Raw genomic sequence first — 21,080 nt, forward strand, 5'->3', positions numbered from 1 at the left:
TAAACAACGAGGTGCAAATGTATGGAGTTTTTGCACATGGCGTGTCATCACAGGTTCCGTTTTTACCATAACGATGGGTTTCAAACCCATCGTTATACGATGCAACGCGACATTTGCACGTCTTCATCAAAACTTCACAATATTTCTCTTAATTTCACCTTCAAATACTGATCACAATGCGCACCAACCTGAAACCATTTATACTATTGGCTTTTGTCCTGACTGCCACTTTAACAAAAGCGCAGCAATTTGGCGGCAACCCGCCATCTATCAAATGGAACCAGGTAAATACCGATGCGGCAAAAGTCATTTTTCCGCAAGGGATGGACTCGGCAGCGGTACGCGTATCAAATATTGTAAGCCAGATTAATCAGCCGGTTAAAAAAACGCTGGGCGATAAGCAATTGCAGATTAGTATCGTGCTGCAAAATCAAACCACTATTTCGAACGCCTATGTGGGCCTGGCGCCTTTCCGCAGCGAGTTTTTTTTAACACCCGAACAAAACAGCTTTGAGCTGGGCAGCCTGCGCTGGACTGATCAATTAGCCGTGCACGAGTTTCGCCACGTGCAGCAGTTCAATAATTTTAATGTTGGTGTTTCAAAGGCCCTGCATGTGCTTTTTGGCGAAGGCGGTCAGGCAGTTGGCAATGAATTAACCGTGCCTAACTGGTTTTTCGAAGGCGATGCCGTGTATAACGAAACTTACGTAACCAAACAAGGCAGAGGGCGTTTACCTTTTTACTTTGATGGTTACCGTGCTTTATGGGCGGCAGGTAAAAACTATAGCTGGATGAAACTGCGCAGCGGTTCGTACCGCGATTATACGCCCGACTGGTACCCCACAGGCTATATGCTGATAGCTTACGGACGCGAAAAATATGGCGATGATTTCTGGAAAAAAGTAACGCATGATGCCGCCGCTTTCGATGGTTTGTTCTATCCATTGCAAAAAGCTGTTAAAAATTATTCGGGTATCGATTTCAGGCGGTTCCGCACCGACGCGTTCAATCACTTTAAGCAGCAGTTTGATTTAACAAACCCCCAGGGAGTTTCGGCAAACCGCTCAGCCAATCCTGATCAGCATTTTATTGCCGATGAGGAATACCCCGCCTACATCAATGATAATACCCTTGTGTATGTAAAAACAACATACGATCATGTACCATCTTTTGTTATTCGTACCGGTAACCAGGAAAAAGTGATCCGCGTACACGATTATGCACTGGATAACTATTTTAACTATCACGATGGTAAGATCATTTACGCTTCTTACCGGCCGGATACCCGTTGGGGCTATCGCGATTATTCTGAACTCAACATCCTCGATGTTAATACAGGCGATCAAACCCGTGTTACAACCGGCAGCAAGTACTTTGCACCGGCATTTAGCGCCGATGGTAAAAGTATTGTAGCGGTAAAGATATCTCCTGATGGCAAAAGCGAGTTGAATATCCTGAATGTTGATGGTACGGTAAAGCAGGTTATCCCAAACAAAGGCAACTTTTTTTACACTTACCCCAAGTTTTACGAGGGTAAGATATTATCGGCCATTCGTATCCCGGGCGGAAGTATGACGCTTGCCCTGATCGATATTACCACCGGCAATGCCGATTATTTGTTGACACCGACCATGCAGCCTATAGTATTCCCTGTTATAAAAGATAACAAAGTTTATTTTTCGGCCACCAGCGGTAAAACAGATGGTTTGTTTGTATTGGACCTGCATGATAAAAAACTCTTCCGCCTGCAAAATGATTCGCTTAGGGCAAGTATCGGTAATTACCAACCGGCAATTGCCGGGAATAAAATTGCCTGGGTAGGTCTCACTGCTTATGGCTACCACGTTAACCAATCGGCAAACAGCACAATGCAATGGGAGCCCGTTGCCGGTAACCAAGTGCCCGGTGGTTTATCAAATATGGGCATATCGGTGTTGGATAAGGGCGAAGCTGCCGACCTGCTTGCCAAAGTAAACGACGACCATCCCGAAGTAACCAAATACAACAAGGCTTTCCATCTCATCAATTTCCACACGCTACAGCCATCTTTTAACGATCCTAACTACAGCTTTGGCCTCGTGGGGCAGAACGTGCTGAACACCCTGCAATCAGAGTTGTTATACAATTACAATCGCAACGAGGGTTATAGTGAGTTTGGCTTTGGCACCACTTATGGCGCTTTGTTCCCTTGGTTAACCGCCGGTATAGATTATATCACCAATCGCAAAGCTTACGATAGCAACAGTAACCCTGTTTACTTTGATCAACTACAAACGTATTTGGGTTTTGCGATACCTTTAAATCTCACGCAAGGTCATCATACTACTTCGCTGGCATTCGGCAGCAACCTGTTTTACAGCCGTAATTATTTCCCGGCGCCATTTGATAACCCGACCAATAACCGGTCGATCTGGTACCTCGATAACTATGTGAATTTTGCCAGCCACGGCCGCCAGGCAAAAAAGAACATCTACCCGCACATTGGCGAAAACTTTAGTATTGATTATAAAACTTCCATCAGTAATATCAGCGCTAACCAACTCCTGGCTACAGGCAGCTTGTTTTTACCTGGTATAGGCATAAACCATAGTATTGTTTTAAGCGGTGCTTACCAGCAGCGTGATAAAGCCGATGCCGGCCGTTTTTCCAATGATTTCCCCTTTTCCCGCGGATATACTTCGGTTAATCTTTACCAGGTATATAAACTGGCCGGAAACTATCATTTTCCGATCGTTTACCCCGATGCCGGTGTCGCCAACGCTATATTTTTCCAACGGATAAGAGCCAATGCTTTTTACGATTACAGCCAGGCTACTTTATTTCACAGCAATGGCAGTACTTTCAATGTTAACTTTCGCTCAACGGGCGCCGAGGTGTTTTTTGATACACAGGTATGGAACCAGTTACCGTTTACTTTCGGCATCAGGTACAGCCGGTTGCTCGATACTGATATTTTTGGCGGAAATGGAGCCAACAGAATAGAGTTAGTATTGCCTTTAAGCGTTTTTTAATACTAAAAACATATCTTATCGCATAAATAATGGTCAATTTCTTAAAAATTGATTATGTTTACCACGATTTTATACGAATATCCTTTTTGTATGGAAGTTCTTTGACAGGGCCGTGTACTACCAGCGGCCCGTTGCTATTGACTATACCGTTTATTATTCCGAACACACTATTATTTATTAATTTATGACTAAAGATGCAAGATTTAGGAAAAAAAATTAAGATGCTGAGACAACAAAACGGCTGGTCGCAAGGCGATGTAGCCAAGAGACTGGACATTTCGGTTCCGGCTTTCTCAAAAATTGAAACAGGCGTTACCGACATTAACCTGTCGCGCCTGGAACAGATCGTAAGTATTTTTAACATTTCGGTTGTCGAACTGTTAACGTCAGAAACACCTGAGCAGAATCTGGCCCGTATCGACGAATTGAAACAAGCCAGGAGCAAAGTGGACGATTATGCAGCACAGATACTGACCCTGCAACAACAGGTTATATCGCTGCACGAAGAGTTGCGCCGGGTATCTAACGAGTAACTACAAAATCCCCTTTAATTTACTCCATACATTCTGAGCCACAATTTTCGCCCCTGTTGCCGTTGGGTGTATGCCGTCCGCCTGGTTTAATTGCTTTATGCCTGCTACATTCTGAAGGAGGAACGGTATCAATATCATTTTATTTTTCTCAGCCAGTTGCGGAAACACAGTTTTAAACGCTGAACTGTAATCGGCTCCCATATTTGGCGGAACCATCATTCCGGCAAGCACAAGTTTAGCCTGTGGATATTTGGCTTTAACCTTATCGATGATAGTTTGCAGGTTTTTAGCTGTTTCGCTTACCGGTACTCCCCGTAACCCATCGTTCGCACCAAGCTCAAGGATAAACACATCTGTTTTTTGCTTCAGCAGCCAGTCTATCCGGTTTTTTCCACCCGCTGATGTTTCGCCGCTCAAACCTCCGTTAATAATGTGATAAGGCAGTTTTGCCGAGTCGATTTTGCCTTGCAGCACAGCCGGGTACGATTCCGACGCCGGATCATCCAGCCCATAACCAGCAGTTAAACTATCACCAAATACCAAAATGTTTTTAGTATCGCTTTGTGCGGATGCCACCGCAGTATTTGAAGTATCTTTCTGATCGTTTTGCTTTTGGCCGCTGCCGCACGCAAATGACAATGTGATGATGAAGATAGTGCCGATGGCCTGTAACTTTCGCATAAAATGTTTTTCTAAATTGCAGTAACAATAATTAAAAACACTGTGCTGTTAGCCTGTTTTAACTATTGTGCTATTTTTATAGATAAATAACAATTACCGGGCAGCAAATTAGAAAATGCCCTTTCATATTCCAAAATATATTCTGGTGGATAACATACTTAACATTCAAAACCTGAGTAAAACATACCAAAGTGCCGGGCAGCCTTTAACTGTTTTAAACAATATCAATTTCTCTATTCCCGCAGGTTCAACAGCAGCCATTGTCGGCCCTTCCGGGAGCGGTAAAACAACCCTGCTGGGCCTGTGTGCGGGTCTCGACCGTGCGTCGGCCGGCTCTGTCGAGTTGAACGGTATCAAACTGGATAACCTCACCGAAGATGAACGCGCCCAGGTGCGTAACCAGCACGTTGGTTTCATCTTCCAAAACTTCCAGCTATTGCCTACGTTGACCGCTTTGGAAAATGTGATGGTACCGCTTGAACTGCGCGGCGAAAAAAACATCAAGGCGCGGTCAATGGAGTTATTGGATAAAGTTGGCCTTGCTTCACGCAGTCATCATTATCCTATGCAGCTATCGGGCGGAGAGCAGCAGCGCGTATCTCTGGCACGGGCCTTTTCAAATCAGCCTAAGATATTATTTGCCGACGAACCTACAGGTAACCTTGATGCCGAAACCAGCGAAAAAGTGGTTAAGCTGATATTCGATCTGAATCGCGAAGCCGGCACCACCCTGGTATTGGTTACCCACGATTTGGAACTGGCATCAAAAACACAGCGCATCATCCGCATTAAGGGCGGTCATATTGTGAGTGATGAACTTAGGCAGTCCATAGTTGATAGTCAATAGTCCATAGCCAAAACTTGATATCTATTATTCAAACACTCCGTTAAAACATTACTATCGACTATGGACCATCGACCATCGACTAACATAAACCTGCCCTGGCTGTTTAAAATGGCCTGGCGCGATAGCCGGCGTAATCGTTCGCGCCTGTTCCTGTTCATCTCATCTATTGTATTGGGTATAGCTGCGTTGGTTGCCATTTATTCCTTTGGCGATAACCTGCGTCAGAATATCGACGACCAGGCCGCTACGCTGGTAGGCGCCGACCTGGTATTAAATACCAATAAACCAGTATCACAGTCCATACAAAAGCTCATCGATTCGCTGGGCGACCGTAAATCGCAGGAGCGGAGCTTTGGCTCGATGGTGTTGTTCCATAAAAGCAACGGCACTCGTTTGGTACAGGTTAAGGCTTTACAGGGAGAGTTTCCATACTATGGCGCTTTAGAAACCATACCCGAATCGGCGGGTAAAGATTTCCGCAATGGGCAAATGGCCCTGGTTGATAAAACCCTTGCTTTGCAATTCAATGCTGTAGTGGGCGATTCGATAAACGTAGGCAAGCTAAGTTTTAAGATTGCCGGCATATTAAACAAAGCTCCCGGGCAAACGGGTATCCAATCGAGCGTGGCGCCTGTAGTTTATATCCCGTTTCAATATTTACAGCAAACCGGTCTGGTACAACTTGGAAGCCGCATACAATACAGCTATTATTTTAAATATGATAAGCTGGTTGATATGGAAAAACTCACCAAGCGCATTGAACCGCGTTTGGAAAAAGAAGATATCAGCGATCAAACCATCCAGTCGCAAAAAGAGGCAACCGGTAAATCGTTCGAAGACCTGACCCGTTTCCTGGCCCTGGTCGGTTTTATTGCTTTGCTTTTAGGCTGTGTAGGTGTGGCCAGTGCCATCAACATCTACATTCGCGAAAAGATCAATGCCGTTGCAGTGCTGCGCTGCCTCGGTGTCAACTCATGGCAGGCTTTTCTGATCTACCTCATCCAGATCAGCGGGGTAGGTCTTCTCGGTTCGATCATCGGCGCCACATTAGGTACAGTAATACAGCATATCTTACCTTATGTGCTGAAAGACTTTTTACCGGTTGATATCGCCATCACCATTTCGTGGTATGCTATCGGGCAGGGTGTAATCCTGGGTATTATCATATCCATCCTGTTTGCCTTATCGCCGCTCATCTCCATACGAAATATATCCCCTTTAAACACTTTACGCCTTTCGCTTGCCGAAAGCAATATTACCCGCGACCCGCTCAAATGGCTCGTGTATGTACTGATCATCGTGTTTATCGGCAGCTTTACCTATCTGCAGCTTAAGGATGTGCCGCAGACCATCGTGTTTACCATCAGTATACTGGTGGCCTTCCTGCTGCTCACTTTGGTAGCGCGTTTGCTGATGTGGCTGGTACGCAAGTTCTTTCCGTTTAGCTGGAGCTATTTATGGCGGCAAGGCTTCTCCAATTTATACCGGCCAAATAACCAGTCGGTGATATTGATCGTATCGATAGGCTTGGGTACGGCTTTTATCTGCACCCTGTTTTTTATTCAGGCTATACTTTTGCAGCGCGTAACCTTATCGTCGAGCGGGCATCAACCTAACATGATCCTCTTCGATATTCAATCCAATCAAAGATCGGATATTGCAGCCCTAACCAAAAAGCAAGGCCTGCCTGTAAGCTCAATGGTACCTATCGTTACCATGAATTTGCTGGAAGTAAACGGCAAAACCGAGGCACAGCTCAAAAAAAGTAATGATCTGAATACGCCACCAAAACAAGTGCTCTCGCGCGAGTACCGGGTTACTTACCGCGATTCGCTGATCAGTACAGAAAAGCTGAGCGAAGGGGAGTGGGTGCCGAAATCGTCGCCTAATCAGGTTATACCTATATCTGTCGAGGAGCGTTTTGCGCATCACAGCCGGTTAAAAATCGGTGACAAGCTATTGTTTAATGTGCAGGGTGTGCAAATGATGACGGTGATTAAAAGCCTGCGTAAGGTTAACTATGCACGTGTCCAAACTAATTTCATTGTAGTTTTCCCGGCAGGTGTTCTTGAACAGGCCCCGCAGTTTTTTGTCGAGATAACCCGGGTGCCGGATAGTAAAGCGTCGGCAAATTTTCAACAATTAGTGGTACGTAATTTTCCGAACGTTTCGGTGGTCGACCTTGGCCTGATCCTTAGTGTTATTGACGAACTGCTTGGTAAAATAGGCTTTGTCATCAAATTCATGTCGGCATTCAGTATAGTTACCGGGCTGATCGTTTTGATAGCTTCTGTTCGCATCAGCAAATATCAACGTATCCAGGAAAGTGTATTACTGCGCACAATGGGAGCAAGCCGTAGGCAAATACTGACGATCACAGCGTTAGAATATTTCTTTTTAGGCGCACTTGCCGCGGCTACGGGTATCCTCATCTCGATGGCGGGTAGCTGGGCTTTGGCTAAATATACATTCGATGCGGTGTTCTCGCCGGATTGGCTGGCAGTAGCGGGGATCTTCGCATTGATCAGCCTGTTAACTATTATCATTGGCTTGCTGAACAGTCGCGGAGTTTTAAATAAACCTCCGTTAGAGGTTCTTCGTCGTGATGTTTAAATAACTTTTACGATCGAAACTCCTGTATTATGATACGGGAGTTTTTTCTTTTCTACCGACTTTTCTTTTTCACCGGTGGTTTTTCAAATCGTTCATCGGTATTTTACCTCATTTTACCGAGAATCCGGCCGGCTTTACCTAATATACATGGGCCCGAATGTTGTTTCGAGATACTTTTACATCAACAAACAACAACAGCCATGATCGTTAAATTACTAATAGCTATTTTAATTGCAAGTTCGGTTCACCTTAAGCAGGTGGTTAATGCCCTGCATACCGGTAGGCATTTTAAACCCAATACAAGCACTTTAAAATAAAATGTAGCGACATAAATGACTCAAATACTATACACTTAGTATAAACAAAAAAACGGCTTTTAAGACTGATTAAATATTAGAATAGCCCCAATAAACCTGCTTTCAACATAAATTATCAATTGGCACTAAATTGGGTATAACATTAACGTAACTAAAAAATATCAACCATGGAAAACATAAACGCAATAATCGAAAAACTGATAATTAATCGCAGCGCCTTAATGATGAAAAGGTTTGATCAGGAATTAAAGCAAATAATCGAAAACGATCTTCAGACCTACAAGTCAAATAAATTTTGCAACTCCAGAAGCAATAGCGGCAAACGCCGTTTGGTTGCCTGATCCATCATATATTCTACAGTCTACCTATAAACAAAAAGAGCTTCGGTTGGAAGCTCTTTTTGTTTATAGGATATTTTAACTTTTTCACCGCCAGATAATATTGACATACGCACATTCGTTTAACGTTGAAAAAAACTATCTTTAGATCGTTACCCTATTTAAATAATTTTAACCGATATATGGCTGTCAAATTCAATTATACCCGCTTCAGATATCTGCTTTTCTCGTTGCTTTTCATTGTGTTGTGCATTCATGGAGTGTTTGCCGCTGCAAACCCTAAAGTGCTGATCTTTTTTAAAACCGCCGGGAAACTCCATGCATCGACACCGGCAGCCATCGATGCCATTATCAAGCTGGGCGAAGAAAATAAATTTGATGTGGATACCACAACCAATTCGGATAACTTTACCGATGAGAACCTGAAGCAATACGCAGCGGTTATCTTTTTAAACACTTCGGGTCATATACTTGAAGATGAACAACAATTGATCTTTAAAAACTATATTAATCACGGTGGTGGCTTTGTAGGCATACATTCGGCTACCGATACCGAATACGAGTGGAATTGGTACGGGCGCCTGGTTGGCGCTTATTATAAAAGCAACCCTCCTGTACAGGCTGCTACTTTAAAAATTGTTAATCCAAACCACCCGGCAACCAAAAATTTGCCATTGAGCTGGAAACGTACCGACGAATGGTACAACTTCGGCTGGTATAACGACGACATTAAATTCTTGATCGTTATTGATGAAGCCAGTTACAAAGGTGGCCTTAACGGCGGTGAGCACCCGCTGAGCTGGTACCATGTGTTTGATGGCGGCCGGGCATTTTATACCGCGCTTGGCCATACTGTCGAATCGTACTCAGAGCCTTTGTTTTTGAAACACCTTTTAGGCGGAATTGAGTATGCGATGGGCAAGGATGCCAATGGTCAATCAAACGCCCGCGACGACGGGCATCCATACAGACGCTATTAACCGGATATCTCGCCAAATACACTGACGATATTCTCCTGGCCGATGTAACTTTCTATAAGGTTAAGCACGATATCTTCGAGAGCGAGATTATAAACATCGTCTACATAATGTTCAGATTTGATGAGCTGTAGCTCGTCGCCTTTTACGATCATCTTATACAAAAATGAGTCGTAAAATTGGGGTTGACCTATTTCGATAGTATGCTCACCGGTCAACGTTATCTGCATAGCGATATCCTTCTGTATCTTGGCTTTAAACAAATCATTTAAATGCTCATTTAAGTATCCTTGCAGATGACGGGCAGATAAATATTTATTGGTTTTGAATGCTTTCATGATGATGATACACAGCTTTTAACCGTTGTGTATCATCGATAACAAATACCTGGTATATAGGTTTTATCACAGCCTGAATTGCAGTGTAAGCCTCGAGGCAAAGCGGTTGGGCCTTTCGCCGCGCAGGTTCAGGTTATCCATGTGCGTCATCCGGTATAAAAAATCGATACGGATAATTTTCAGGATATTTTCGAGGCCATAGCCCATTTCAATATAAGGTATGCCGCCAAGACTTTTATTTACAGCCGTACGACCCCTGCGAAAGGCTTCATTATTGTTTTCGGATAACGATCCTTCAAGGATATCGGCTACGGCTACAGTACGCAGGTTTAATGCTTTTAGTAGCGGCAAACTATTGGTAATCAGTCCTTCCATGTGCTGGGTATAGCTAAGCGATATATACTTATCGCTGGCAAACTCCAGATAACGCATGGTATTAAAACTAAAGCGGTGGTTTTCAACCAGGGGGTAAGGTACACTGCTCGGGATAAAGCCTGCGGTTAACGAATAATCACCCTTGCCAAACATGCCTAAATGCGGCTTCTGCTGCAGGTTAACAGCTATTTTATTATAGTTAAAATCGCTCTCCAGGCCTTTAAAGCCATGCGTGTAACGTAAAGTAATTACCGGGTTATCATTGCCGCTACCGATGTTTACACGCCTGTTTACTTTTGACGATTGCAGCAAACGCGCGCCCGGCCTCCATTGCAGTTCGGCACCTAATTCTGCGGTTTCGTAATGGTTGTAAATTAGCAGGTCGTTCGGGTCGTGGTAAATAAAATCAAACAATGGGTTAAAGGTACTGTGAGTCAGGCTTATCCTGGCACGGAGGGAAGGCACAATGTCGGTTTGATAATAGCTTTTGATCACATTTTGATAAAACGGCCCGCGTATACTTAACTGCCCGTTCAGTATCGACGCATTGAATACATTATTCCCATTAATGGCAAAATTTTCAAACTGGTAACCTGTCTGGCCTATGTCGTGTAAAAACGATATGCCGACCTGTGTCCAGGGCTTGCGCGACAGGATATAATCAACCGATCCATTATATTTAAACCTCTTATCGGTAAATGCATAAGCCACATAACCGCCTAATATCCATTTGTCGCTAAAATGGGTATTGGTAATAGCGCCTATGCGCAATACGCTGCCTTCCAGATCGTTGTGACTGTAGGTATAGGGGTATGGGCCAAAGCTGATACTACCAACCTTATAATACCCTGTGATCAGCGTACCGGCTAAATTGGCATATGTTTTAACAATGGGCAGGTTTTTAACTGTGTCGATAACCTGGTATTCGCGCTTATCGGCCACGGTAAGCGAATCATGACGGTTCTTTATCCAGTAGCTATCATCTTTTTTGGTTACGTCGTCGGCCATTACCAATGGCTCTTTGAATAAACTTTCGGGATAGTTGCGGTTGATTTCGAAGTTCTTGTTCGACAGGTAGAACGTGCCTATAAAGCCCGATGAGTTTTTGGATATGCTCGATATATTTACCGTAATACGCGTTTTAGCTGGCAGCCAGGCGGTAGTTTCGGCGGGTTCAAACATTTCCTGCTGTATGCGGACCTTGTTAATAAAATTCAGGTTTGCATCAGCTGATACGCTGGCATCTATCTGGTACACGGCGTAGCTGTCCTTTGTGATCCACATAATACCTTCAAAGGCCAGGTCGTGCGAGCGTTTGGGTTTAAAGCTTAGTTTGTAATATTCCTTACCGGCAATTTTATCGTGTTCGTCGATCAGTTCGTAGTCGTAGAATGTTTTCCAGCTATCTGTTAAAGGGGATATAAAATCCTTTCCGGCCAGCTTCATGTAATTGCTGTAAAAATCGTACTGCAAAAACGTAGTGCCAACCAGTTGCGATATCAGTGTTTCGTCCTCAATACCCACACCTGTCGCCCGGGTGCGTTCAACGTGTTCTGTTTTACGTTTGGGATCATTTTGATAGTAATAATCTGATATTGTTTCCGACATAAATATCGGAAGGGTAGGCGTACCGTCGTCACCGGCAGTCTTTTTCAGGCTGTCCATTATCGGCAGTATCTGCTGTATAACACGGCGTTTTTTCATTTTTTCGCTCATGTTCGATAACGACAGTTCGATGCGGTTATAACTTTGATATTGATAACTTTTGAGTTTGAGCAGGTCATTATCCGGTTTGTGGATTACCATATTGGCCATTATATCCCAGGCGGGGTTAACGTATGCTTTTGGCGTAATATTGACCGCAGCGAGCATTTTGCTGTTAGATGATAACTGGAAATTAACCTCGGGCGATGCTGTTGCAGGTAATTTTTTTTGCGATGGGACATAGCCGATATAGGTACAATATATAGAGTCCTTCGCTATGTTCTGCGGTACTGTAATATGATACAGGCCATCAAAGTCAGTCACGGTGCCGCGCCGCGTACCGTTGTTCAGTTTAACCGAGATAGTAACATAGGGTACAGGTTCGCCGGTTTGTGCATCGGTAACTTTACCTGTAACCAACCGCCCCTGACCTTGAGCCGACGATATAAACGTGCCGCCGCAAATAAATAAAACAATTGCAGCAGTAAGGCGTAAATAACCTGTAGTTCTTATATTAGGTAACATCTTTTAGTTAAACAGCATTTAAATATAGGGCATTAAACTCATTGATCGATGCTCCGTACAGACTCACATCGCTTACTGAGTTTAAGTATAGATTGCAAATGCTATACCACAAGTGTATACCTGTTTTTAAAAAGGTTGTTATTTCCCATAAAAAGGCAATGGAGGCCCGGTCAGGGAATAATCCTTAGCTCAATAGAAGGGGGTGAGCCTGTTCTTTCGAAACAAAACTGTTACAAATATAACATTTCACTTTGTTTTCATTTTATACGCCGGTTTGTATTTTTTAATTATTAGTGAACTTGTAACAGACGAAGCCTTTTGTAGAAAGATTGCAACGAAAAGTATGTTTATTGTGGAAATAAATATGCGTTGAGGTGAATTTTTTTGAATTATAAGAATTACGACAAGCTGCAATATTGCAGGTGTAGATAAAACGATGAGAATAGTTAGCCTCCGTTGATCATGTCAGATACGATGCCCTTACTGTCCTTACGCTCGGCCAGGAATACTCCAACAATATGAACAGTAATAAACGCAAGCACCAAATACATACAGAAACCGTGTATTTCCTTAACATCGTGCCCTATGTTTTTCATAAAAGGCAAGACGTCATCAAATGCAAGGCTAAGCCCTGTACAAACTATAACAACCAACGTGATATAAAAGGCAACATAAATACTTTTTACAACAAGCGCATGCCGCACCGGTTCACGCTGGTTTTTAATATAAAAAAATTGTTTCCAAAGATCCCTGAACCGCCTTATGAATTTTTGATCTGCCGTTTGAGTAAGTTCGGCAATAAGGCGCAGCAGGAGTAAGGCTGCAAGGAAATACCCGAACCAGATGTGCACGTCCCAAACCTTATCATTTAAAGCATGCACGGCCGTACGGGCTTGTTTCAGCGTAACGTTCGCGCTGTCGCGCTGCATGGCAGATAGCACTGTTGGGGCACTTCCGCGGGTATTCAGGATTGTTGAATTGATCAAAACTGTGATCAGCGACCCGGATATAACGATGGCGTTGAGCCAATGCCATAGCCTGATGGCAGCACTATAGTTTTTTACCGGAGCCGGATGCACCGGTTCTGTTTTCAGGGGTTCAATTGTTGACATGTTTGGATTGAAATTTTTTAAAGATAAAAAAATGGGTCTTCACATTGCTGAAAACCCATTTTGATCTAAGCAGTATTAGCGTTTAATTACCAGATATCACCGCATCGCTTGCTTTATCCACCTTGTTTTTGATGATGGAGCGGGCATTTTTTATGGCATTGTCTTTATACTCCGACAGGTCGTCGGCGGTGGACTGTACTTTACTTTTTACCGACTTGATCAGATCGGCAAAATAGTCTGATATTTCTTCCTTGATCTCGGTGCCTTTGTCCGAGTTTAATAAAATGCCCACAGCAGCTACAACCGCGGCTCCGGCTAATAAGCCTACTATTATTTTTGTCTGATCTTTCATAATAATGGTATTAAGTGTTGAATTATTGTCTTGTTATTATGATGAACAGCTTAAACCGGATTGTGTTTAAAATATGTAATTTATTTTACGCCTCTATAATTTCTCAACAGCGATAAATGCACCCGATGTTTTCATTTTAGGTAATTTTTGACAGAATTGCCGCCATTTTGGAAAAACAGGAAGTAATATTCAACCTATCGGAAAATATTTTCTAATAATGAAACTACCTGAAACCTACCTCCGTATAACCACCCACGTAACGAAAAAGGAAAGGTCATTGTGGAATACGTGTATAACCCTAAATTAATTTTAAAGCGATTGCTGATAGGCGCCATTGTGTTATTAGTGGCTATAAGTCAGGTAAAAGCTCAAACTATTACCCTTCGGGCATTGGACGCCGGTCCATATTCACCGGGCTCAACCATAGCCGTGCCGTTCAGCATCAGCGATGCTACGGGCTGCATCAATCAGAATAATATTTTTAATTTATATATTTCATCAACTCCAGGTGGCATTCCCGATACCAAGATCGGTACATTCAATGGTTTTTATACCACTTTCGTAAACGGTACTTTGCCTGCATCTTTAACTCCTGGTAGTTATAACCTTGAGGTACGTGCCACCAGCCCCGCAATTGCAACTGCAAGAGCGACCATCAATATTATTGAAGGATCGGCTTTGTCGGCCAAGATAACTTCACAAAGCATCAGCAGTAGCAGCCAGGATGTATTCGGTAACTGTAATGGTCGCCCAGGAAATTTCGATTTTTTAAATCAATCCACATCTGGCAGTGTGGTAACAGCTGCTTTTTATAACGAATTAAGTCAGAACCTTGAAAACACCCTTACATTAAACCCAAGCGCGAGTTTTAATGCGGTAACATCGCATTATACAATTTTAGTTAAAGCTACAAGCGGCGGCCTTACCGCAACAAAAGCTTACGCCCTCATCAATAACTTGGTGAACACCAGTTTTGGCGCCACGGGTAGTAATACTGTGTGTTTAATAAACGGTAAAGGCACATTGGTTTACAATATGGATATTTCATCGGCCAACGGGTTACAAAAAAACTACCCCGGTAATATCTATTCAGTTGATTGGGGCGATGGTACCAATACCAAATATACTTATTGTCAGATCAGCGCCTCCGGCGGACAGATCACACACGATTATGCTACGCCATCCTGCGGTGTGACAAGCAACGGGCATACTAATGTGTTCCCGGTAAATATACTGGTTATCAGTCCGTTCTGTGGTTCGGTTGGTACGCAGGTTACCAGCTATGCCAAGGTGCTGCAACCGCCAAGCAACAGCTTTACCGGCAACGGTGCTTACGCGTGCTTAAATGTGCCGGTATCTTTCACTAATACCTCATTCCCGGGCGACGACGCTAACAGCCAGACTTCAAATTGCCGGAACTCAAACGCCAAGTACAGCTGGTATGTGGATGGGCAATTGCAGGGTACCAACATGGCCCTGAATGATAAGTTTGCTTATACCTTTACCACGACAGGCACCCACACTGTATTACTGCGCTTACAACAAAGCGGCGATGGCTGCGGCGCTACAGATTTTTCGGGAACGATCTGCGTAGAAGCAGCCCCTCAGCCAAAGTTCAGCCTGAGCGATTCGGTTTTTTGTAGTTCGTCGATCATTATCCCTACCGATCTTTCTGTTGTTGATAACAGCTGTTCCGGTAGTTCTCATGGCTATACCTGGACGGTTACCGGTCCGGCCGCCGTAACCTATGTCGATGGTACCAACGCCCACAGCAAACAGCCTAAGTTTATATTCGGCACAGCTGGTACTTATAAAGTGATGCTGAGTATCGACGCTGCCTGTGGCCCGATCAACACGCCAGCACAAACCATTATTATCAATACGAGCCCGGTAGCCAAATTGGCCGCCGATAACGAGTTTTGCGGTAAAATGCAGCTCTTTACCTTTGATGATAAGAGTCCGCTCACGCAGGCTACATTCAGCGGTACAACGCTTGCCCAGCCGGACACTTACACCTGGGCTGTAAGCGGCGGCGGGTATTCTTTCCAGAACGGAACCACAGCCAACTCAAAATATCCGCAGATCTTATTTAACGATTATGGTACTTACACAGTTACTGTTACGCACAAAAACACCTGCGGCAGCGTTTCGGCAACACAAAAATTAAGCTTTAAAGAGTCGCCGACGGTAAACGCTGGCCCGAATCAAACCGGTGTTTGCCCGGGCAGCACGGTTACCTTAGCAGGTAGCATAACGGGCCCGACCCCGCAAAGCTTCGGCTGGGTAGGGGGTACCGGCACTTTTGCACCCGACAGGAATACGCTGACCGCAGTTTATACGCCTTCGGCAGCAGAGATTGCTGCAGGGCAGGTTAAGCTAACCCTGAAAGCATCGACAACTAACCCCAAGCCTTGTGATATAGTAACCAGCGATGTACTGATCACCATCAATCCTACAAATAACATAACCAGCACTGCCGGCAAAACCATTTGTACCGGTACAGCAGTTAACTATCAGCCAACTGCAACTGTTACCGGAAGCACTTTCACCTGGACAGCCTCGGCGACAGTTAATGCCAGCGGTTTTACAGCAAGCGGCAGCGGCCCGATCAGCGACGTGCTTGTGAACACCGACCCGGTAAACAATGCAGTGGTAACTTATATCATCACACCGGTAAGTAATGGCTGTAACGGTGTTTCGTTTACTTATAAAGTAACTGTTACACCTAATCCTGTAGTTACCGCAACTTTAATCAATAACACCATTTGCAGTGGCATTAAAGCTGGCATCGTATTGGCTTCGAATTTGCCGGGTACCACTTATACCTGGACAAGTACTGCGAGTGCCGGCGTAACCGGCAATACAAATCAGGCTACCGCAGTTTCTATAGCCAAGATCGATGATATTTTAAATACGACAGTTACTACAACAGCGTCAACAGCAACTTATGTTATTACGCCGGTGAGCCCTAACGGCTGCAGCGGTAATTCAATTACTGTAACAGTTAATATTTTGCCTCCGCCCGTACAGGCCAATGCCGGGTCTAATGAGGAGATATGCAATTCGGCTGTTTACGTGCTGAAGGGTAATGCGCCAGCGCCTTCATCCGGCCAGTGGTCGGTAGTATCAGGCAATGCCGCGGGCGTTACTTTTGCCGATGCTACTCAGCCAAATACCGTAGTAAGCGGTTTGGTTGGTGGCCAGCAATATCTTTTTAGGTGGACGATCACCGGCGCATCAACCTGCGCGCCAAGCACGAGCGACGTAACCATTACCGATCTGCCTGCTCTGGCAAGCAGCATCAGCTTTAACCAGCCGCAGGTGTGCCAGGGGCAGACTGTCACTATTTTAGGTACGAACCCAACAGGCGGTAATAAAACCTATGCTTATGCATGGCAAAGCAGTACCGATAATGTGAACTGGAACCCGGTTAGCGGTCAAAGCGGAATTAATTTAACTGTTTTGGTTACCAACTCGATGTGGTACAGGCAGGTGGTAACTTCGGGGCCGTGCAGTAACATCAGCAATAGCATACAGATTAACGTGTTGCCACCGATAGCCAGCAATACCATCACGGCCGATCAAACTATCTGCGCCAATAATCAGCCTGCTCTGCTAACCGGCAGTCAGGCCACAGGCGGGGGTACAAATTATGCTTACCAATGGCAAACCAGTACCGATAACGGCAAAACCTGGGCAGATATAGCCGGTGCGACTTCGATCGGTTATCAGCCGCCGGTATTGACCGTAAGCACAATGTACCGCCGTAATATCAGCACCCAGGTTTGTACCGGCGCTTTTCAAAACAGCAGTAATGCGGTGAGCATTACCGCAAACCCGTCGGCGAAAGCCAACTATGTTTATATTACTGATAAATCCTGCGCGCCATTTGTTATCGATAGCCATAACATCGCAGCTACCGATTACCCTGACCGTAACGCACAATATACCTGGTATGCTAACGGTGTTTCTATAGGAACAGGCTTAATTTTCCCGGGTTATACTATCAATACCGATGGCCAGAGTGTAGATATCAAACTGGTAGCCACCAATAAATTTAACTGCGGCGATAATGTGTTTACGCACACCTTCAGCACAACCAAAGAAGTTACGGCGGTCATTGCACAAAACGTAAGCTCGGGCTGCGGGCCGTTAACGGTTAATTTTACCAATGCATCAAGCCCGCTTACCAACTCTGCCTTTGTGTGGGATTTTGGCAACGGAGTTAAATCGACTGCCGTTAACCCCGGCAACGTGGTTTTTCAGGCCGATCCAACTGGTAAAGATATTGTTTATACAGTTACACTTACCGCGAATACTCCCTGCGGTATCAAAGTAACTACAAGTAAAGTTACTGTTCATAACTCGCCTAAAACCATCATCACGCCCGATAACGTAATGGGTTGCTCGCCGTTTACCGTGAATATGGTCAACCGTTCGATAGGCGGAGGAGCTACATATACGTACGATTTTGGCGACGGAAGCCCGGTACAAACCGTACCTGATACGCAAACCGTTCATCATACCTATACTAACGCCAAAACGCAGAATTACACCATCAAAGCCACAGCACAAAGCGCCTGCGGTATTGGACAGACACAAACTTATACCGTAACCGTATCGCCGAATTCGATCGTACCTGCATTGATCGTTGATGCGCCTCAACTGGCAGGTTGTGCGCCATGGACGGTCACTTTCCATAACAATACCACAGGTGCCACCAATTTCGAGTACGATTTTGGTGATGGCAGTCCGCTTGTACAAAGTAACATTTCACCAGAGCTGATCACGCATACGTTTACAAAAGGCGGTACATACACCGTGCGTGTAAAAGCAACCAATAGCTGCTCGGTTAATTATGCAACACACGTAATTACTGTATATCCGCAACCCGCACCCGATTTTACTGCCGATATCACCCAGGCCTGTACACGCGCTATGGTAACGTTCACCAACAAAACACCTGTAGCCAATACCTATATCTGGGATTTTGGCGACGGGACGACATCTACTGCCGTGAACCCAACGCACAGGTTCGATTATACACATTCGCCCTACACGGTAACGCTCACGGCAATTGCCAATATGGGTTGCCCGGGCAGCATGGTTAAAAAATCGTATATTACTATAACCGCACCGCCATTGGCTCAATTTATTGAGAAGGATAGTGTGATCTCTTATCCTAACAAAACCTTTACGTTTACCGATAAAACAAGCCGCAGCACCCCGGTTACCTGGATGTGGAACTTTGGCGACGGGCAAACAGCAAGCAAGCAAAACCCCGAACATACGTATGCCGATACCGGTTATTACAAAGTGCGTTTAATTGTTTACAACGTACAGGGTTGTGCCGATACCGTTATTCACCATGTGCGTATTACCGGTGTGCCGGGACAAATGTACCTGCCTAATGCCTTTATGCCGAACAGCAGCAACAGGGAATTGACGACCTTTAAAGCCATCGGCTCAGGCATTAAAGAAATGTCGCTGCGTATCTATAATAACTTTGGCCAGTTGGTATGGCAAACCAACAAGCTGAATGCCCAGGGACAACCGACCGAAGGCTGGGATGGTACCATACACGGGCAACTGGCGCAACAGGGCGTTTATATCTGGGAGGCCAGTGCAACGTTCCAGAACGGATTGGAATGGCGGGGAATGAGCTATAATGGCTCAGCACCACAGCGCAGCGGCACACTTAACCTGGTGCGATAATCCGGATAGGGATTTATTACGTAATTGTCGGGTAAATAATTATTTTTGGTACATACTGCACACGAATGAGTAAAAATCCGGCATCAGGTATTATCCCAGTAGTCATAGTTACCGATGAGCATTACGTTATTCACCTGGCGGCGCTGCTCAAATCCATCGAAATGAACCATAAAAGCGGCGAACATATCGCTGTTTATGTGATAGCTGACGGCGTAAAAAAAAGTAGTCAGAAAAAAATACACGCTTCGGTAAGCGCGGATATGTTCAGCATTACCTGGGTAAAGATGGAGGATACCATTCCGCCCGGTGTTAAGCTTCCGCTCGACAGGACATCATACCCGGTAACTATCTACCTGCGCCTGTTTATTGAACATATCGTACCGAAAGATACCAAAAAAGCTTTGTTTTTGGATGTGGATATGATTGTGCTGGAAGATGTAAGCAAGCTGTACAACCACGATTTGGCCGATAACGTGATAGCTGCCGTGCAGGACCCTCGTTTGCTTACTTTCGATAACAGTTGGGGCGGTATCTTCAATTACAAAGAGCTGGGCTTTGCACCTGATACCAAATACTTCAATACCGGTTTGCTGATCTTCAATATGCCCAAATGGACCGAGGGTAACTATGCACAAAAGATCATTGATTGTATTGACGATAATATCAAATTCGCCAACTACCCCGATCAATACGGTTTTAATGTGGTATTGGCCAATAAATGGCTCGAACTGGATGCCAGGTGGAATTATTTTGCTTCAGGCGATATCGAAAAACCATTCCTGGTGCATTTTATATCGCGTAAGCCCTTTTACACCTCGTATAATTATAACCCTAAATACCAGGAGCAGTTTTACGGATATCTGAAAATGACCGAATGGCGCAATGCCAAACCCATCGGTGAATTGAACCGCTATGCCAAGAAGTTAAAAAATATCTGGATTAAGATCAAAAAGAAGTTTTAGTGTAGGGTTACACTTTTTTATTTGAGATTACACCGATTTCCTACAATAATTTTTCCCGCGCGATAAATGCCTGTATGGTATCCGGCGCTGTCATCAGGAATGTGTGAATACCCAGTTTTGCTGCGGTCTCCAGGTGTTGCGGGCTGTCGTCAATAAACAGGGTTTCCTCTGGCTTCAGGTTCGCATCAGACAGGATGTGCTCAAAAATTTCGGCATCGGGTTTACGTTTGCCTATAAAGTGCGAATAATACACTTTCTCGAACAAATGATCATTTCCCTCAAACCCGTATTCATGGTGCAGATAGTCCATCACAGCATCGTAATGTATGGCGTTGATGTTACTGAGCAGGAAAGTACGGTATTTACTTTTGAGCTTTGCAAGCAAATCGTTATTGCCTTTGGCAATACCTAAAAGCATCTTGTTCCAGGCATTGTCTATCTGCTCATCGGTTAAGCCGGGGTTATTGGCCTTTTCGCGTATGCGGTTTCTGAATTCGCCTGCGGTGATCTCACCTTTTTCGAAAGCGTTAAAGATATCGTCCTGCTTACGGTGCCCAAAAAACTCGGTTGCGCTGGTAATACCCAAATCGGCAAAAGCCTGTTGCGTTAAAGCAAAATCAATGCTGAAAATTACGTTTCCGTAATCAAAAATGATGTTTTTAATCTGATCCATGCGGGCG

General features: G+C 44.6%; 13 protein-coding genes. 7 read left to right on the forward strand and 6 right to left on the reverse strand.

Annotation, left to right across the window (positions count from 1 at the left end; translation table 11 throughout):
- The first annotated feature begins 176 nt into the window (after positions 1–176).
- Together BEL04_RS02055 and BEL04_RS02060 are read left to right on the forward strand one after the other, a co-directional pair.
- A complete protein-coding gene (locus tag BEL04_RS02055; RefSeq protein ID WP_065999664.1) occupies positions 177–3,011 on the forward strand; it encodes a hypothetical protein in 2,835 nt (944 codons plus the stop codon).
- 194 nt (positions 3,012–3,205) lie between these two features.
- Positions 3,206–3,544: a helix-turn-helix domain-containing protein gene (locus tag BEL04_RS02060; RefSeq protein WP_065999667.1), complete on the forward strand. Its 339-nt coding sequence runs from the start codon at positions 3,206–3,208 to the stop codon at positions 3,542–3,544.
- On the opposite strand, the gene BEL04_RS02065 is transcribed toward BEL04_RS02060, so the two are convergent.
- Positions 3,545–4,225, reverse strand: coding sequence for an arylesterase (locus BEL04_RS02065; protein WP_065999669.1), 681 nt, complete (start codon positions 4,223–4,225; stop codon positions 3,545–3,547).
- 115 nt (positions 4,226–4,340) lie between these two features.
- Here BEL04_RS02065 and BEL04_RS02070 point away from each other — a divergent pair, with 115 nt between their 5' ends.
- The 3 genes from BEL04_RS02070 (at position 4,341) to BEL04_RS02085 (ending at position 9,320) form a co-directional block, all read left to right on the forward strand.
- Complete coding sequence (locus BEL04_RS02070) at positions 4,341–5,072, forward strand: ABC transporter ATP-binding protein (protein WP_371327576.1); 732 nt, start codon at positions 4,341–4,343, stop codon at positions 5,070–5,072.
- A gap of 60 nt (positions 5,073–5,132) precedes the next feature.
- On the forward strand, positions 5,133–7,685 hold the full coding sequence (locus tag BEL04_RS02075) for an ABC transporter permease (RefSeq protein WP_065999670.1): 2,553 nt from the start codon (positions 5,133–5,135) through the stop codon (positions 7,683–7,685).
- 837 nt (positions 7,686–8,522) lie between these two features.
- Positions 8,523–9,320 (forward strand): ThuA domain-containing protein, encoded by a 798-nt coding sequence (locus BEL04_RS02085; protein ID WP_065999673.1) that lies wholly within the window; start codon positions 8,523–8,525, stop codon positions 9,318–9,320.
- Here the strand turns inward: BEL04_RS02085 and BEL04_RS02090 are convergent.
- The 4 genes from BEL04_RS02090 to BEL04_RS02105 all read right to left on the reverse strand — a co-directional run bounded on the left by BEL04_RS02090 (position 9,317) and on the right by BEL04_RS02105 (position 13,723).
- Entirely contained in the window at positions 9,317–9,655 is a 339-nt protein-coding gene (locus BEL04_RS02090) for a hypothetical protein (RefSeq protein ID WP_065999675.1), read from the reverse strand. The two genes, BEL04_RS02085 and BEL04_RS02090, sit on opposite strands and share 4 nt — an antisense overlap.
- Before the next feature lie 66 nt (positions 9,656–9,721).
- Positions 9,722–12,259 carry a DUF5686 and carboxypeptidase-like regulatory domain-containing protein gene (locus BEL04_RS02095; protein WP_065999677.1) on the reverse strand — a complete coding sequence of 846 codons (2,538 nt, stop codon included), beginning with the start codon at positions 12,257–12,259 and terminating at the stop codon, positions 9,722–9,724.
- A 446-nt stretch (positions 12,260–12,705) separates the two neighbouring features.
- Entirely contained in the window at positions 12,706–13,371 is a 666-nt protein-coding gene (locus BEL04_RS02100; protein ID WP_065999680.1) for a cytochrome b/b6 domain-containing protein, read from the reverse strand.
- Positions 13,372–13,453: 82 nt separating this feature from the next.
- Positions 13,454–13,723: a YtxH domain-containing protein gene (locus BEL04_RS02105; protein ID WP_065999683.1), complete on the reverse strand. Its 270-nt coding sequence runs from the start codon at positions 13,721–13,723 to the stop codon at positions 13,454–13,456.
- Between the two features lie 279 nt (positions 13,724–14,002).
- On the opposite strand from BEL04_RS02105, the gene BEL04_RS02110 reads away from it, so the two are divergent.
- A complete protein-coding gene (locus BEL04_RS02110) occupies positions 14,003–19,438 on the forward strand; it encodes a PKD domain-containing protein (protein ID WP_139112895.1) in 5,436 nt (1,811 codons plus the stop codon).
- A gap of 65 nt (positions 19,439–19,503) precedes the next feature.
- Entirely contained in the window at positions 19,504–20,400 is an 897-nt protein-coding gene (locus BEL04_RS02115) for a glycosyltransferase family 8 protein (protein ID WP_065999685.1), read from the forward strand.
- 40 nt (positions 20,401–20,440) lie between these two features.
- On the opposite strand, the gene BEL04_RS02120 is transcribed toward BEL04_RS02115, so the two are convergent.
- The gene (locus BEL04_RS02120) at positions 20,441–21,073 is read right to left on the reverse strand and encodes an HAD family phosphatase (protein WP_065999687.1); all 633 of its coding nucleotides are present in this window, start codon (positions 21,071–21,073) and stop codon (positions 20,441–20,443) included.
- Between the last annotated feature and the right edge of the window lie 7 nt (positions 21,074–21,080).

This window comes from Mucilaginibacter sp. PPCGB 2223 (assembly GCF_001705515.1).
Taxonomy (GTDB): domain Bacteria; phylum Bacteroidota; class Bacteroidia; order Sphingobacteriales; family Sphingobacteriaceae; genus Mucilaginibacter.

Excerpts from the sequence above, each read along its gene's own strand:
- BEL04_RS02055 (WP_065999664.1), top strand. The coding sequence starts at position 177 with ATGCGCACCAACCTGAAACCATTTATACTATTGGCTTTTGTCCTGACT.
- BEL04_RS02060 (WP_065999667.1), top strand. The coding sequence starts at position 3,206 with ATGCAAGATTTAGGAAAAAAAATTAAGATGCTGAGACAACAAAACGGC.
- BEL04_RS02065 (WP_065999669.1), bottom strand. The coding sequence starts at position 4,225 with ATGCGAAAGTTACAGGCCATCGGCACTATCTTCATCATCACATTGTCA.
- BEL04_RS02070 (WP_371327576.1), top strand. The coding sequence starts at position 4,341 with ATGCCCTTTCATATTCCAAAATATATTCTGGTGGATAACATACTTAAC.
- BEL04_RS02075 (WP_065999670.1), top strand. The coding sequence starts at position 5,133 with ATGGACCATCGACCATCGACTAACATAAACCTGCCCTGGCTGTTTAAA.
- BEL04_RS02085 (WP_065999673.1), top strand. The coding sequence starts at position 8,523 with ATGGCTGTCAAATTCAATTATACCCGCTTCAGATATCTGCTTTTCTCG.
- BEL04_RS02090 (WP_065999675.1), bottom strand. The coding sequence starts at position 9,655 with ATGAAAGCATTCAAAACCAATAAATATTTATCTGCCCGTCATCTGCAA.
- BEL04_RS02095 (WP_065999677.1), bottom strand. The coding sequence starts at position 12,259 with ATGTTACCTAATATAAGAACTACAGGTTATTTACGCCTTACTGCTGCA.
- BEL04_RS02100 (WP_065999680.1), bottom strand. The coding sequence starts at position 13,371 with ATGTCAACAATTGAACCCCTGAAAACAGAACCGGTGCATCCGGCTCCG.
- BEL04_RS02105 (WP_065999683.1), bottom strand. The coding sequence starts at position 13,723 with ATGAAAGATCAGACAAAAATAATAGTAGGCTTATTAGCCGGAGCCGCG.
- BEL04_RS02115 (WP_065999685.1), top strand. The coding sequence starts at position 19,504 with ATGAGTAAAAATCCGGCATCAGGTATTATCCCAGTAGTCATAGTTACC.
- BEL04_RS02120 (WP_065999687.1), bottom strand. The coding sequence starts at position 21,073 with ATGGATCAGATTAAAAACATCATTTTTGATTACGGAAACGTAATTTTC.